The sequence below is a fragment of the Christensenellaceae bacterium 44-20 genome (assembly GCA_041223705.1).
GTDB lineage: Bacteria > Bacillota > Clostridia > Christensenellales > Christensenellaceae > QANA01.
Window position 1 is genome coordinate 21,101 of record JBCLQU010000003.1, and the last position, 14,381, is coordinate 35,481.

A 14,381-nucleotide genomic window follows, 5' to 3' on the forward strand; every position below is an offset into this window, starting at 1 on the left:
TACACCCTGTTCATATTTGCCCTGCCCCAGGCGCAAAAGCGCAGCAAAAAGGCCCGCGGGAAGCGGGCCTTTGCACAAAACTAGTTGTTATTTTACAGCGTCTTTGAAAGCTTTTCCTGCTTTGAAAGCGGGAACTGTGCATGCAGCGATCTCGATGGGTGCTTTGGTCAGCGGGTTGATGCCCTTTCTGGCGGCGCGCTCTCTGGATTCGAAGGTGCCGAAGCCGACGATCTGGACTTTCTCGCCCTTGCCGATCTCCTCGACGATGGTTTCGGTCATGGCGACCAGAGCCTTCTCTGCATCTTTCTTGGAAAGATCTGCCTTTGCTGCGATTGCTGCAATCAATTCTGTTTTATTCAACGTAGTTCTCCTCCTTTTAAATTGACGAGTTCTTTTCTGCGCCGCCCCCTGGGGACAAGCGTCATGAAGATTATACACGGCTTTTTGCCCTAATACAAGCCTTTTTCAGCTTTTTTTACACATTTTAGCGCGCTCCCAGAGGGCATCCTGTCCCGAAAGCGGCATTTTTGCCAGATCCAGGCCCTGCTTTTTGGCAAGAATTTCCATTTTTGCCATGCGATCCGTGAATTTGCGGCAGGCGGCCAGCAGAGCGGGCTCGGCCTCGATGCCCAGCTTGCGCAGCAGATTGACGGCGGAAAAGAGCAGATCTCCCGCCTCCTCTTGGGCATCGCCCGCGCCATCAAGCGCCGCGCAAAGCTCCTGCGCCTCCTCGCGCACTTTTTCCAGCGCGCCCTGGTAATCCGGCCAGTCGAAGCCGATTTGCGCGGCCTTTTTCTGGATCTTCTGGGCCCGGATGAGGGCGGGCATGCCGGCCGGGACATCCGCCAGGCTTTGGGCCAGGGATTTCTGCGCTTTTTCCCGGCGCTTGATGGCTTCCCAGTTCTGCATGACCTGCGCGGAGTCTTTTGCCACGGCATCCCCGAAAATATGGGGATGGCGCCGGATCATCTTGCGGCAGATGCCGTCTGCCACATCCAGCGCATCGAACTGCCCATGCTCGCCGGCGATGGCCGCGTGCATGACGACTTGCAGCAGCACATCCCCCAGCTCATCCGCCAGGGCGAATTCATCCCCGGCATCGATGGCCTCCAGCACTTCGTAGCACTCCTCGATGAGGCAGGTGCGCAGGCTCTGGTGCGTCTGCTCCCGATCCCAGGGGCAGCCGCCCGGCGCGCGCAGACGGGCGATGACGGCCAGCAGATCCGAAAAATCGTAGCAGGCTTTCTGCTCAAAAACCGGCTTATCCAGCACCAGGGCCGTGCTGTAATCGAAATCCGGGAAGGAGGGGAAATCCCGGAGCGGCAGATCCACCCGCCGCCCCATATGCACCAGATGGCAGGGGGCATCGGCCGGATAGAACCGGGAGAGCGCCGAGAACAGCTCCGCCGCCAGGTAGGGGTTATCCAGCTCGGTCAGCACAAGGCTGCTGCCCCCCGTAAAGCCGCTTTGCCCGAACTCGGACGCCGGGCAGCAGAGCACCGCGCCGGGACTGCACGCGCCGGCGCAGAGGGCCAGCGCGGCCTGCTCAAAGCCCATGCCCGGCACAATTTCCCCGGCCAGCCCTTCGGCCGCCAGCGCCGCGGCCAGCTTATGCTGGGAAAGCTCCCCCATCAGGCAGAGCGCCGCATCCGGCATTTTGCGCAGATGCGCCAGCGCCAGAGCTACCAGCTCCTCGAAATCCTCGGCCTGCTCATAGAAGGCGTCCAGCGTCTCAAAGCGGATGCCCTGCTCGCGGAGCCAGCCCGCCAGCGGGATGCGGCCCGTCTGCAAGACGAGCTGCCCTGCGGCCCTCATTTGCTCCCATGCTCCAAGCGAGAGGCTCTCCGCCGCCCCAATTCCAATTCCGATGAGTTTCATGCTATCTCTCCTATTCCTTCCGGGCTGGCCTCGCGCCCAGCCGCGCGGCGCCTAAAAACGGGCATTCCCTGCCAAAGTCTTCTGTTTTGCTCTGTGCGGGGCGGCTTGGCAGGAAGCCCCAGTGCCTGATTTCAACCGCTCCAAGCCCCGCACGCAAGCGGCTGTTTGCGCCGCTCTTGCCGCATTTTCGGCGGCCTGCAAGAGGAAATTCCCACTCCAAGCCGCGCCATTGTGCCATTTTTCCAGCGTCTGCCGCGCTTTGGGCAGGCAATTTGGCAGGACAGCTGGCCGCGTCCGCCGTTTGCAGACTATCGCAGTCCCTTGCCGCACTTTCGCGGGGCAAGCGCGCGGCCTGGGCGCATACTTCCAGTTAGGCGCAAATGCTCCGCCTGCCGTTTTTTGCGGTTTTCCATCCGCCAAATTGTTTTCTCTATTATACTACGCCCGGGCCTGCCCCCACAAGGGCGCAAAAAAGAGGGCCCGCGCCCGGCGGCGCTGCCCTCTCTTATCGGCAGAGGCCTAATAATCCTCCTGCTCCTCTTCCTCGCCCTCGTGAATATCGCTCTTGGGCTTTTCCAGGCCCTGGATTTTGATGCCCTTCTTCTGGGCATAATCCCAAAGGGCGGCATGGATGGCCTCCTCGGCCAGCAGAGAGCAATGCACCTTGACGGGCGGCAGGCCGTCCAGCGCTTCCATGACGGCGGCGTTGGTGATTTTCAGCGCATCCTCTATGCTCTTGCCCTTGACCAGCTCTGTCGCCATGCTGCTGGTGGCCACGGCGGCGCCGCAGCCGAAGGTTTTGAATTTGACATCCCGGATGATGCCGGCGTCGTCGATATCCAGAAAAATGCGCATGATATCGCCGCACTTGGCGTTGCCCACCGTGCCCACGCCGCTGGCGTTCTCAATCTCTCCCATATTCCTCGGATGCTGGAAATGATCCATCACTTTTTCGCTGTATGCAGACATTTGTCTCTCCTCCTATTTCGCGTTCTTCTTGACAAAATCCTCATAGAGGGGCGACATGGCCCGAAGCTGCTCTATGATGCGCGCGGTGTTTTCCACGACGTAGTCCATCTGCTCTTTGGTGTTTTGCTCGTTCAGCGTCAGCCGCAGAGAGCCATGGGCGATTTCATGCGGCAGGCCGATGGCCAGCAGGACGTGCGAAGGGTCCAGCGAGCCGGACGTGCAGGCCGAGCCCGAAGAGCCGCAGATGCCCGCCATATCCAGCATCATCAGCAGGCTTTCGCCCTCCACAAACCGGAAGCAGAAGTTGGCGTTGCCCGGAAGACGATCCGCCGGGTGCCCGTTCAGCCGGCTATAGGGGACTCTCTCCAGCATAGCTTTGATGAGATAGTCCCGGAGCTCCCGCTCTTTTGCCGTGCGCTCCGGCATGGTTTTCAGCGCGATTTCCGCCGCCTTGCCCAGCCCTACGATACCCGGGACGTTTTCCGTGCCCGCCCGGCGCTTGCGCTCCTGGGCGCCGCCATGCACGAACGAACGCAGTTTCAGCCCCCTTCGGATATACAGAAAGCCGATGCCCTTGGGGCCGTTCAGCTTATGGCCGCTGGCCGAGAGCATATCGATGCACATCGCATCCACGTCGATGGGGATTTGCCCATAGGCCTGGACGGCATCCGTATGGAAGAGCACGCCCGCCTCCCGGGCGATTTTGCCGATTTCGGCCACGGGCTCTATCGTGCCGATTTCGTTGTTGGCAAACATGATGCTGATGAGGATGGTATCCGGCCGGATGGCGGCCTTCAGCTCGTCCAGCGAAATTTTGCCGTATTCATCCACGTCGAGATACGTTACCTCGAAGCCATGCTGCTCCAGGTACTGGCAGGTATGCAGCACGGCGTGATGCTCGATTTTGCTCGTGATGATATGCTTTCCCTTTTTGGCATACGCCTCGGCCGCGGCCTTGATGGCCCAGTTATCCGATTCACTGCCGCCGGCCGTGAAGTAGATTTCCTCCGGCTTTGCCCCCAGCGAGCCCGCGATGACTTCCCTTGCATGATCGACTGCCGCATGGCTCTCCTGCCCCAGGCTGTAGATGGTCGAGGGGTTGCCATAGTGCTGTGTGAAATACGGGAGCATCGCCTCCACCACTTCCGGGCGGGTTGCCGTCGTCGCGGCGTTATCTAAATAGATGACTTCCTGCATAGCTATTCTCCTTTTCCGCTCTCGCAAAAGCGCTTTGCGCCCTGCGCGCAGTTTCCTTCTTTTAAAAGCTCGGCGAGGAAAATCTCGTCGACCGTCTGGTTGATGCTCTTCGTGATGCGCTGCCAGACGTATTTGGTCACGCAGGTCTCTTCCGCGGCGCAGGGCTGCCCTTCGCCCATCAGAGCCGAGCATTCCACCAGGTTTAAATCTCCCTCCAGCGCCCGCAGGATTTCTCCCACCGAGATTTGCTCAGGCGCTCTGGCCAGGCGGTAGCCCCCGCCCGCGCCCCGGACGCTCTCGATGATGCCCGCTTTGCGCAGCAGGCTCATGAGCTGCTCCAGATAGCTTTCCGAGAGGTTTTGCCGCTGGGCGATGCTGCTGATGCAGACTGCGCCGCTCTGGCTGTTGGCCGCCAGATCCACGATGGCTCGCAGGCCGTATCTGCCTTTTGTCGATAGTTTCAAACTGCACACGCCTCCAATTCCCAGCAATTTACTCGGGTATATCATAGTACGGATTTGCCCGGATGTCAATAATCTTGACAAAAATACTAGGGATTATACTCCCGATTGGCAGCGCGGCGCAAATTGGCAGTGCGGGCGGTTAAGGTCAAGGGCATTTCGTGAACATGGGGTTTCACCCCATACCCCGTTAAAAAAGCCTCACAGGGATTCCAAAAACGCTTCTCCGCCGGGCTTGTCCAAAAAATCGGCGGTTTAGGTCAAGGGCGCTTGGTAAACATGGGGTTTCACCCCATACCCCACAATTTTTAATATTAAATAAATAGAAAAATACTATTATTTGGTCTTGACATTCCAAAATAGAAACAGGCCGGCGATAAACATATGCCAGCCTGTTTCTATGATTCAGTATGGGGGCCTACCCCCATGTTTACCCATTGCCCTTGACCTTATCTTTCATTCACAGCCGCCTTAAGCCTTCTCCCGCCTGCCCCGCTTTGGCCGGAACATGAAATAACAGCAAAGGCCGTAAACCAGAATTGCGGCCAGGGCAGCAGCCAGCAGGGCAGGCGTGTTGCCCCGGTGCGAAAGCGCGGCGTAAACCTGCCAGGCGACGGCCGCCATAAACGCCGTGGCCAGCGCCGGCTTCGCCGCAACATCCCCAAACGCGAAGCTGGCCCCCGAAAACTTCATGACGCAATACACGCTGAGCAGGGCGCAGATGGCATAGCAGGCCACCGTCCCGATGGCGGCGCCGGCGATATTCAGGGCCGGAATGGCCAAAAGCGGCAGGCCGATGGCAACTTTGACCACAGTTCCGCAGAGAATATTGAGCACGGGCAGCCCCGGCCGCCCCATGCCCTGGAGCACCCCCGTCTGCACCTGCATAATCAGGAGGAACAGCGCGCCCGGCGCCATCAGCCGCAGCAGCTCTGCCGCCTGGACCAGCTCCTGGCCTTGCAGGCTGCGGTACATCAGCTGCAAAATCGGCTGGGCGAAGAGGTATAAAATTGCCATGGCGGGCAAGCCCAGCGCCATGGAAAGCCGCATGCCAAGGGAGATTTGCCGGTGCGCCGCGGCCTTGCGGCCATGGATGCGGGCGGCCGTGATGGCGGGCAACAGGCTGGTGGAGATGGCCCCGGAAAAGACCGAGCAAAGCCCCACCACCGGCGAGACAAACCCGCTGTAGAGGCCGTAGAGCGAGGTCGCCTGGTCTGCCGTGAACCCGGCGGCGCGCAGCTGGGGCAGGGCGCAGAGCGAATCCACCCCGGCCACCAGCGAGACGGCCAGGGCGCCCACCGTCGTGGGCAGGGCGATGCGCAGCAGTTTTTCCAAAATCGGCCGGGCGGGCCAGCGCTGTTTATCGCGCACATAGCGCACGCCTTTTTTGCGGTGATACGCCCACATGACGGCCAGGCAGGCGACTTCCGAGACGGCCATGCCTATCGTCGCTCCGGCGGCGCTGTAAGCCGTGCCCATCGGGGCCAGCAGCTTTGCAAAATGCAGTCCGCAGAACAGCCGCACCACCTGCTCCACCACCTGGGAGAGGGCGTGGGGCGCCAAATCCTGGAGGCCCTGGTAGTAGCCCCGGTAGGCCGAGGAGATGGCGACGACAAAAAGCGCCGGGCCGCAGGCGCGAAGCGAGGGCGCGGCAGAGCCCATGCCCAGGCTGTTCATGACAAAATTTGCGCCGAAATACAGCAGCGCACAGCCCGCCGCCCCCAGCACGGCCAAAAAGCGCAGGGAGACGAGAAAGACCTGATAGGCTTCCGCCGGCGCGCTGTCTGCCACGCGCTCGGCCACCATGCGCGCCACGGCAACCGAGATGCCCGCCGTGCAGGCCAGCAGGAGCATGGTATAGATGGGGTGCGCAAGCTGGTAGTTGCCCATGCCGCCCGCCCCCAGGATGTTGCCCAGCGGGATGCGGTATATCGCGCCCAAAACTTTGCTGATGATGCCTGCCGCTCCCAGCATGGCCGCGCTTTTGATGATGCTCTTTTTCGTCATATTCCCGCCTCCCTCTAGGCATGTTTATGCCAAAAGGCGCCCAAAAATGAGCCCGCAGGCGGTGGGAGAAGGTTAAGGGCGAGGGGCAAGGTCAAGGGCGGTGGGTGAACATGGGGAGCCGCTCCATGGAGCAAAGCGGTCAATGGGCGAAGGGCAGGGTCAAGGGCAGTGGGTGGACATGGGGGCAACGCCCCCATACCCCCTCATTTGGGAAAAACACAGCGAGAAAAGCTTGGGCCAGGTGATGGCAGGGCTGAATGAGTGGACAGGCTCAAGGACAGCAGTGGGCATGGGGAGCCGCTCCATGGAGTAAAGCGGTTGATGGGCGGCGGGCAGGGTCAAGGACAGTGGGTAAACATGGGGGCAACGCCCCCATACCCCCATGTATATTATAATGAAGGGAGATTGCGCGAAAAACACAGAATGCACGGGCAGGCATAGAAAGTTTCGCCGTCTTATCAATCGGGTATCGCTCTTTCCGGGTGCGGCGGGCACAGAATGAGAGAGCATTTGCCCTCTGTCAAGCTGATTTTGAGCGGCGCGTGCGAAAATGAAAAGTTTTGCAGGCCTATCAATCGGGTGCAGCGGCGCGTGCGAAACTGACAGGTTGCTGTGTCCCGTCAATCGGGTATAAAAATAGAAAATTGCTCCAAATTCGTATAAAAATTCCGGCAATGCAGATACTATCGGCAAGAAATGGCACAGGAGGATTTTTTACATGAAGGCCACAGGCATTGTTCGCAGAATCGATGATTTGGGCAGGGTTGTCGTCCCAAAAGAGATACGCCGCACACTGCGCATCCGGGAGGGCGACCCGCTTGAGATTTATACATCCGCAGACGGGAGCATCACACTCAAAAAATACTCCCCTATTTTCGAGCTTTCCGGATACGCGGAGCAGCTGGCCCGGGTTTTGGAAAACACCTATTCGGGCACGGCGCTCATCAGCGATAAGGATACCGTCATCGCATCGTGCGGGGAGCTGCGCAAAAATTATGAGCGCAAAGCCATCTCCAAAAAGGCAGAGCAGGCCATCGAGAACCGCAAGACCCTGCTGCTGGGCGGCGCCGAGTGCATCCCGGTTTACGAGGAGGACGCGGCGGCCTACAGCGGGCAGGTGATCCGGCCCATCATCTGCGAGGGGCAGGCCATCGGCGGCGTTTTCCTGCTCTACCAGGGCAGCCACCGGCCGGGCGAGACGGAGATGCGCGGCGCGGAGGTCGTCGCCGGGTTTTTGGGCGCACAAATGGAGCAATAACAACAGGAGGAAGTATGCGAAAAATCAGCGAGAAGAAAAAACAGGCCATTCAGAACAAGGTTGCCGAGGTTACGGACAAACAGCCCAGCAAGACAGACCCGCTGGGCAGCTACACCGGCATGCCGGAAAACCCGTATGAAAAGCCTGTGCAGGACGCGGACGATTTATAAGCGGACAAAAAAGAAAGAGCTGGGCTCTTTCTTTTTTTTTGCGGAAAATAAGGGCAAGGGCGAAGGGACAAGGTCAAGGGCTTTTGGTAAACATGGGGGCAAGCCCCCATACCCCCTTACTGGGACGGGATAAAAAGACAGCACGAAAAAAGGGTCATGCAGCAGGCAGAGGATGAGAAGGCATTTGTTTTGGGATAAAAGGGTTCTCGGCGGCGTGGAGGAGAAAGGCAAGGGCAGGACTTGGCCATGGAGCGAATCCGCCCCCTATTAAGATAGGATAAGAGAACAATTCGGGAAAAGCGAGTATTTACCATAGGGGTAAAACCCATATGAGCCAGGATAAAAGGACAGTGCGACGGGCGTGAACTAAGAAAAATTTCCCTGTTTTATCATCCGCGTGCAGTCATTTTTCAAATGGGGTATGGGGCGGAGCCCCATGTTTACCTATCGCCTTTGACCTTCCCCCTCCCCGCCCGCTTTTACCGCGGCAGGCAGATGAGATTGACTTCCCAGGCCGGGTAGTAGGGAGATTTGCGCAGATAGATGCGGTAGCCCGGCTGCGCCCGGAGGATTTGCAGGGGCAGGGAGAAATAATCCTCTATGCGGTGATAGGCCGAGACAAACAGTTTGGGCGCATGATCGGCCAGCACGCCCTCCATGCCCCGCAGGGCCGCGGCTTCGGCACCCTCAATATCCATCTTGACATACGTCGGAATCTGGCCGTGCGTCAGCTCCAGCAGGGGCAGCGCCAGCACTTCCCCCTTGCCCCGGCCGATGGCGGAGCTTCTGCCGCCCGGGCTGCCAAAACAGACTTTGCGCGCCGCATCCGAAACCGCGTTATTTTTTGCCACGGCATGGCGCAGACCCAGGCGCCTTATGAGCGCTTCCAGCTTGGCGAAGTTTTTGGCATCCGGCTCGACGGCGAAAATCTGCCGGTAATCCCCGGCCAGCTCCAGAAATTCCAGCAGGGTATCCCCCCGGTAGGCGCCGAGATCCGCATAGATTTCTTCTTTTGAGAGATGCAGCAGCGCCAGGCTCTGGGAGCGGGGCTGGCTGGCGGCGTCCAGCGCGCCCAGGCGGCCGGTCAGCTGAAACTCGGCCACGCCGCGGAAGGTTTTGCGGGAATCCTCGTCGGCCAGGGCGGCATAGGCCTGCTCTATCTGCGGGGCGTGGGTCTGCAAAAACTGCCGGTCGGCGCACGCTTCCCCGGCCACGGAAAAGCTTGGGCAGAACAGCGGCATTTTTTCGGCAATTTCTCGGATGCGCGCCATGACCTGGGGCAAATCCGTCGCGAAGGCCAGCAGGATGTTCATTTCGCCATACTGCTCTGCGGCCTGCTGATAGCGCAGCACGGGGTAGCCCCGGAAGCTCTGCCCCCGGACAAACTCGTCGCTGGCAAACACGCAGGCCGGCCGGATGCCCTGCCGCTCCAAAAATGCGAACAGCTTGTCCGCGCCGTTGCCCATACCATAGACGGCCACGGGCAAACCGCTCCCGGCAATCTCCTCCAGCCAGCTTTTCTTTTCCAGTATTTTTTCCAGCATAAACGCTCCTCCAAACGCGGGCGCGCCGCAAGCATGCGGCGCCTCTCTTCCGGCCTGCAAAACAGCCGGATAAAAAAGAGGGCCGAAGCCCTCTTTTCTGCCGGCTCTAGTAGAGCCTGTCTTTATACTCCACAATATCCGCCTGGCGCTTCCACTGCTGAATCTTATCGCCATAGGCGTTTTGCGCCATCTCGTTTTTGATATAAGTCTGGATATTTTCGCGGCACTCTTCCAGCGAAAGCGTCTTTTCCTGGGTTTCGCCATCCATGCGGATGATATAGTAGCCGAAGGCCGAGGGCGTCAGCGGGCTCACATCGCCGGCTTTTTCCAGCGCGAAAGCGGCCTGCATGAAATCCTTGTCGTAGCTCTCGTCTTCTTTATAGAGGATATAGCCGCTCTCCCGGTTGACGGCACCCGGCTTCATGCCCGGGTCGTCGCCGTATTCATCCAGCAGCTTTTCAAAATCCTCGCCGGCCTGGAGCCTTGCATAGCACTCCTGGGCCCGGGCTTCGACTTTGGCAAGCTCGGCATCCAGCAGTTCCTGGGCTTTTTGCTTATCTTCCTCACTGCCAGCGCGCAGCCGCAGAATCTCGCTGCGGGCATCCGTCGGGATGGCGATGAGGATGCTGTGCACATAGCGCAGGCCAGCCGGGATATACATGGTCAGGTTACTGCGGGCAAAGACTGAGAAGTTGCCCATATCCTCTTCCAGCAGGCGCTTCTGGTCTGCCAGGTTGGTATCGTAAAAGCTCTGGACGTCTTCCTCGCTGGGGACGTAGTTCTCTTCCAGGTATTTGCGCACGGCAGAACGCAGGGCCTCTTTCTCGATGCGCTCCTGGTATTCGCCGGTGGAAAGGCCGTAGTAGGCGCGGCGCTCTTCCAGCTGCCGGGCGACTTCCGCCTCGATATCGATGGTCGGGTCGTTCTCGGCCTCGTCTTCTACCGTCGTGCGCACGGAGGTTTCCAGCATCTCTTCCATCTGGGCGAGGTCGCTATACACGCCTTCCATCTGCTCGTCCGTCAGGCCCGTAATGCCGATTTCACTGCCATACTGCAAGATGAGCTCGTGCTCGAGCAGCTCGGTATAAATCTGATCCAGCACCTGGTGGTAATTGCCGATATACGCCGGGGTTTCCTGGTTTTCATCCGTCAGGCCATAGGTATTGCGGTAGGCCTCGTACAGCTTCATGATATCGCCTTTGGTATACTCCTTGCCGTTGACGGAGAACACCACCTGCGCATAGTCTTTTTCCTGATCGACATAGACCATATGGCAGGCAGATGCGCTGAGCAGCAGCAAAACCGCCGCGAGCAGGGCCACTATTTTCTTTCGCATAATCAAAACTCCTTTATGGAATCCTTCCCCCTATTATACTTGATTGCGCGCGCTTATGCAATGCCTTATTTGCTCCAAAACCTGGAGAAGCTGGCGGTAGCCGCCGGCGCCCTTTAGCTGGAAAACCACGGCGGGAGGCGTACTGCGGCGCAGCATGAGCCGGGAGTTGCCCGCGCACAGGGCCGAGAGTTTGCGGAGATCCACGGCGGAATTGGGATCGAAGCGCAGGACGATGCTATCCCGCCCGCGCACCACCGAGGCGATGCCCGCCCGGCCCGCGAAGCCCCGGATGACAGAGGCGCCCAGCAGGTTTTCCACCTCTTTTGGCAGCGGGCCGAACCGATCCGCGAATTCTTCCCGGACGGAGCGGGCTTTTTCCAGGGTATCCGCCTCGGCCACCCGGCGGTACATATCCAGCTTGAGGCCCTCGTCGCTGATATAGCCAGAGGGGATGAAGGCGTTTTCCGAGAGCTCGACGGAAGTCTCGTTCTCCCTGGGCAGGGGCTGGCCCATGGCCTGGGCGACTTCCTCTTTGACCATCTTGCAGTACAGGCTATACCCGACGCCCGCCATATGGCCGCTCTGCTCGGCCCCGAGCACGTTGCCCGCGCCCCGGATTTCCAGATCCCGCATGGCAATTTTCATGCCGCTGCCAAACTGGGTGAATTCCCGGATGGCTTCCAGGCGCTTTGCGGCTGTTTCATTCAGCACTTCGCCGCCCAGATACGTGAAATAGGCATAGGCCCTCAGGCGGCTTCTGCCCACCCGGCCTTTGAGCTGATAGAGCTGGGCCAGGCCGAATTTATCCGCCTCGTAGACGATGATGGTATTGACGGCCGGGATATCAATGCCCGATTCCACGATGGTCGTGCACAGCAAAACATCGTATTCCCGCTCGACAAAGCTGGTAACCGCGGCCTCGAACTCCTGCTCGCCCATCTGCCCATGCGCCATGACAACCCGGGCCTCGGGCACGGCCCGCTTCAGCCCTGCGGCCAGGGCATCCATCTGCTCGATGCGCCGGCAGACGAAGTACACCTGCCCGCCCCGGGCCAGCTCTTTTGTTACGGCATCGCGCACCAGCCCCCAATCGAACCCCACGACATAGGCCTGCACTTCTTTTCTATCTTCGGGCGGGGTATCGATGGTGCTCATATCCCGGATGCCCGTCATGGCCATTTCCAGCGTGCGCGGGATGGGCGTGGCCGTGAGGGTTAAGACATCCACATCCCGCTTGAAATCCTTGATGCGCTCCTTATGCGAGACGCCAAAGCGCTGTTCCTCATCGATAACCAGCAGGCCGAGGTTTTTGAAATGCACGGTTTTGGAGAGCAGTTTATGCGTCCCGATGACGATATCCGTGCGGCCGGTGGCAAGGTTATCCAGCACAGTTTTCGGGTGCTTGGTAAACCGGGAGAGCATCTCGATGCGCACGGGAAAGCCCTGGAAGCGCTCTTTGAAGGTTGCATAGTGCTGGCGGGCCAGCAGCGTTGTGGGCACGAGCACGGCGACCTGCTTAGAATCCATGCAGGCCTTGAAGCAGGCGCGCATGGCGACCTCGGTTTTGCCATAGCCCACGTCGCCCAGCAGCAGGCGATCCATGATTTTGCTGCTCTCCATATCCCGCTTAATCTGCTCGATGCTCTCCATCTGGCCGGGCGTCTCGGTATAGCCGAAGTTATCCTCGAACTGCCGCTGCCAGACGGTATCCGGCGAGAAGCGGTAGCCCGGGCGCACGCCCCGCTCCCGGTAGATGGCCACGAGATCCTCGGCCAGCTCCTTCACCGAGGAGCGCGCCTTTGCCTTGGCGCTCTCCCACTCCTTGCCCCCCATCTTATTTAACCGCGGGGTGCCCTCCTCCGGGCCGACGTATTTATCCACCCGGCCGATCTGCGCCGTTGGGATATACAGCTTATCGCCGTCCCGGTATTCGATTTCCATATACTCCGCGCTGGCCCCGGCCACTTCCATGGTTTTCAGGCCGTTATACCGCCCTTTGCCATGCACCTCGTGCACCACGAGATCGCCGGCGCGCAGATCAGCCAGCAGGGTGGGCGCGGTTTTCTTCTTCTGGCGCTTGGCCTTGCCCCGGGCCTTGGCGCCGAAAATATCCATCTCCGAGAAAAAGACCTGCTTTGCACCCGAGATTTCCAGCCCTTCTTCCACCATCAGCGGGACGCAGGTGATGCTGGCGCCGGCCTCGGAGGCCACCGGGGCAAGCACGCCCAGCTCTGCCAGGGATTCCGAGAGCTTGGCCGCCCGGCCGCCGGCCATCAGATAGACCTGCCAGCCCGCCTCTGCCCGGGTTTTGGCCGCCTCGGCCAGCCGCTCCAGGCTGCCGCCAAAGCCGACTGTGCTGCGCATGGCAAAATCCAGCACCTGCCCTGCCAGCAGCTTGTTTTGACGGATATCCTCCAAATCCAGGCAGCGCTCTTTATTCTGCTCCAGAAAATTCTCGGCACCCGCCCAGGCCTGCGCCTCGCAGCCAAAGGCGCCGCCGTCTACCAAGATTTCCTGGAGCATGGCGGCGCGGCTCTCCATGCGCTTTTTCTGTTCCTCCAAGACGCGCACGCTGCCATCAAAAAGCAGCAGCGGGTTTTTGGCATATTCCAGGACGCTGGTTTTTCCGGGCAGGAGGCCGGCATAGGCCTCGATATTGGCAAAGGTGCCCCGCTCGGAAAGTTCGAAGAGATAGCGGGCCCGGAAGCTCTCCACACCCTCGCCGCCGTGCCCGGTGAGATAGCGCTCCAGCGCCTGCCGAGCCTCCCCATTCAGGCAGAATTCTGCCGCCGGCGGGATGCAAACCTGCGCTTCCCCTGCGCCGAACGAGCGCTGGGAATCTGTATCGAAGGAGCGGATGCTCTCAACTTCGTCGTCGAAAAAGGTGAGGCGATAGGGCGCTTTGGCATCCGGCGGGAAAACTTCCATAATCTCGCCGCGCCCCGAGACCTGCCCCGGGCCTTCCACCATGGCGCAGCCTTCGTAGCCCAGGGCCACCAGCGCCTCGGCCAGCTTTTCCGGCGGGAAAACCGTTCCCGGAGCCAGGCGCAGAAACCGGCCGTAGAACTCGGCCGCCGGGCGCATGGAGAAAAGCAGGCTATCCATGGACAAAAAGACCACGCTGCCCCCCTTTTGCATCTGGCAGAGCGCCCGGATGCGCTCGCCTGCCAACTCTTCGCCCCGGGTTTCCACCGGCCGCAGTTCGGTCTGCGGGGCAGGCAGCAGGATTTTATTGCCATAGATATACTCGGAAAAGCGCTGGCGGGCTTCGTATTCCGTGGCGCAGACAAAGAGCACATCCCGCCCGCCCGAGATGCTTTTTGCCAGATGCTGGCGCGCGCCGGCCGCCACTCGCGCCAGGGAACAGGGCAGGCGGCCCTTTGCGATGGCCTGCTTCAGGGCCGCCGTTTCGGGCAGTTTCTCTATTGTCTCCAGCAAAATATTCATGCTTGCCGCTTCCTTCCGTTTCTTTTTTGCGCACAAAGCCCGGGCGCGGGCGCGCCAGGGCAGACAAAGACGCGCGCAAAGCGGTTTTGCCTGCGCGTTTTTTATACTCGATTG

General features: G+C 59.9%; 11 protein-coding genes. 2 read left to right on the top strand and 9 right to left on the bottom strand.

Annotated features, from left to right (window positions below):
- Positions 1-87: 87 nt before the first annotated feature.
- The 6 genes from AALG83_08325 to AALG83_08350 form a co-directional block, all read right to left on the bottom strand.
- Positions 88-360 (bottom strand): HU family DNA-binding protein, encoded by a 273-nt coding sequence (locus AALG83_08325; protein MEY8383154.1) that lies wholly within the window; start codon positions 358-360, stop codon positions 88-90.
- Between the two features lie 105 nt (positions 361-465).
- On the bottom strand, positions 466-1,878 hold the full coding sequence (mazG, locus tag AALG83_08330; protein ID MEY8383155.1) for a nucleoside triphosphate pyrophosphohydrolase: 1,413 nt from the start codon (positions 1,876-1,878) through the stop codon (positions 466-468).
- Positions 1,879-2,397: 519 nt separating this feature from the next.
- Positions 2,398-2,847, bottom strand: coding sequence for a Fe-S cluster assembly scaffold protein NifU (gene nifU, locus AALG83_08335; GenBank protein MEY8383156.1), 450 nt, complete (start codon positions 2,845-2,847; stop codon positions 2,398-2,400).
- Positions 2,848-2,859: 12 nt separating this feature from the next.
- Positions 2,860-4,044, bottom strand: a complete 1,185-nt coding sequence (gene nifS, locus AALG83_08340) for a cysteine desulfurase NifS (protein MEY8383157.1) — start codon at positions 4,042-4,044, stop codon at positions 2,860-2,862.
- A gap of 2 nt (positions 4,045-4,046) precedes the next feature.
- Positions 4,047-4,508: an Rrf2 family transcriptional regulator gene (locus tag AALG83_08345; protein MEY8383158.1), complete on the bottom strand. Its 462-nt coding sequence runs from the start codon at positions 4,506-4,508 to the stop codon at positions 4,047-4,049.
- 468 nt (positions 4,509-4,976) lie between these two features.
- Positions 4,977-6,512: a polysaccharide biosynthesis protein gene (locus AALG83_08350; protein ID MEY8383159.1), complete on the bottom strand. Its 1,536-nt coding sequence runs from the start codon at positions 6,510-6,512 to the stop codon at positions 4,977-4,979.
- A gap of 718 nt (positions 6,513-7,230) precedes the next feature.
- Between AALG83_08350 and AALG83_08355 the strand changes: the two genes are divergently transcribed.
- Positions 7,231-7,770 (top strand): stage V sporulation T C-terminal domain-containing protein, encoded by a 540-nt coding sequence (locus AALG83_08355; protein MEY8383160.1) that lies wholly within the window; start codon positions 7,231-7,233, stop codon positions 7,768-7,770.
- A gap of 14 nt (positions 7,771-7,784) precedes the next feature.
- Complete coding sequence (locus AALG83_08360) at positions 7,785-7,940, top strand: hypothetical protein (protein ID MEY8383161.1); 156 nt, start codon at positions 7,785-7,787, stop codon at positions 7,938-7,940.
- Between the two features lie 479 nt (positions 7,941-8,419).
- On the opposite strand, the gene AALG83_08365 is transcribed toward AALG83_08360, so the two are convergent.
- The 3 genes from AALG83_08365 to mfd all read right to left on the bottom strand — a co-directional run bounded on the left by AALG83_08365 (position 8,420) and on the right by mfd (position 14,267).
- Positions 8,420-9,484, bottom strand: coding sequence for an FkbM family methyltransferase (locus AALG83_08365; GenBank protein ID MEY8383162.1), 1,065 nt, complete (start codon positions 9,482-9,484; stop codon positions 8,420-8,422).
- A 106-nt stretch (positions 9,485-9,590) separates the two neighbouring features.
- Positions 9,591-10,820 carry a peptidyl-prolyl cis-trans isomerase gene (locus AALG83_08370; protein ID MEY8383163.1) on the bottom strand — a complete coding sequence of 410 codons (1,230 nt, stop codon included), beginning with the start codon at positions 10,818-10,820 and terminating at the stop codon, positions 9,591-9,593.
- A gap of 33 nt (positions 10,821-10,853) precedes the next feature.
- Positions 10,854-14,267 carry a transcription-repair coupling factor gene (gene mfd / locus AALG83_08375; protein ID MEY8383164.1) on the bottom strand — a complete coding sequence of 1,138 codons (3,414 nt, stop codon included), beginning with the start codon at positions 14,265-14,267 and terminating at the stop codon, positions 10,854-10,856.
- Positions 14,268-14,381 lie beyond the last annotated feature (114 nt).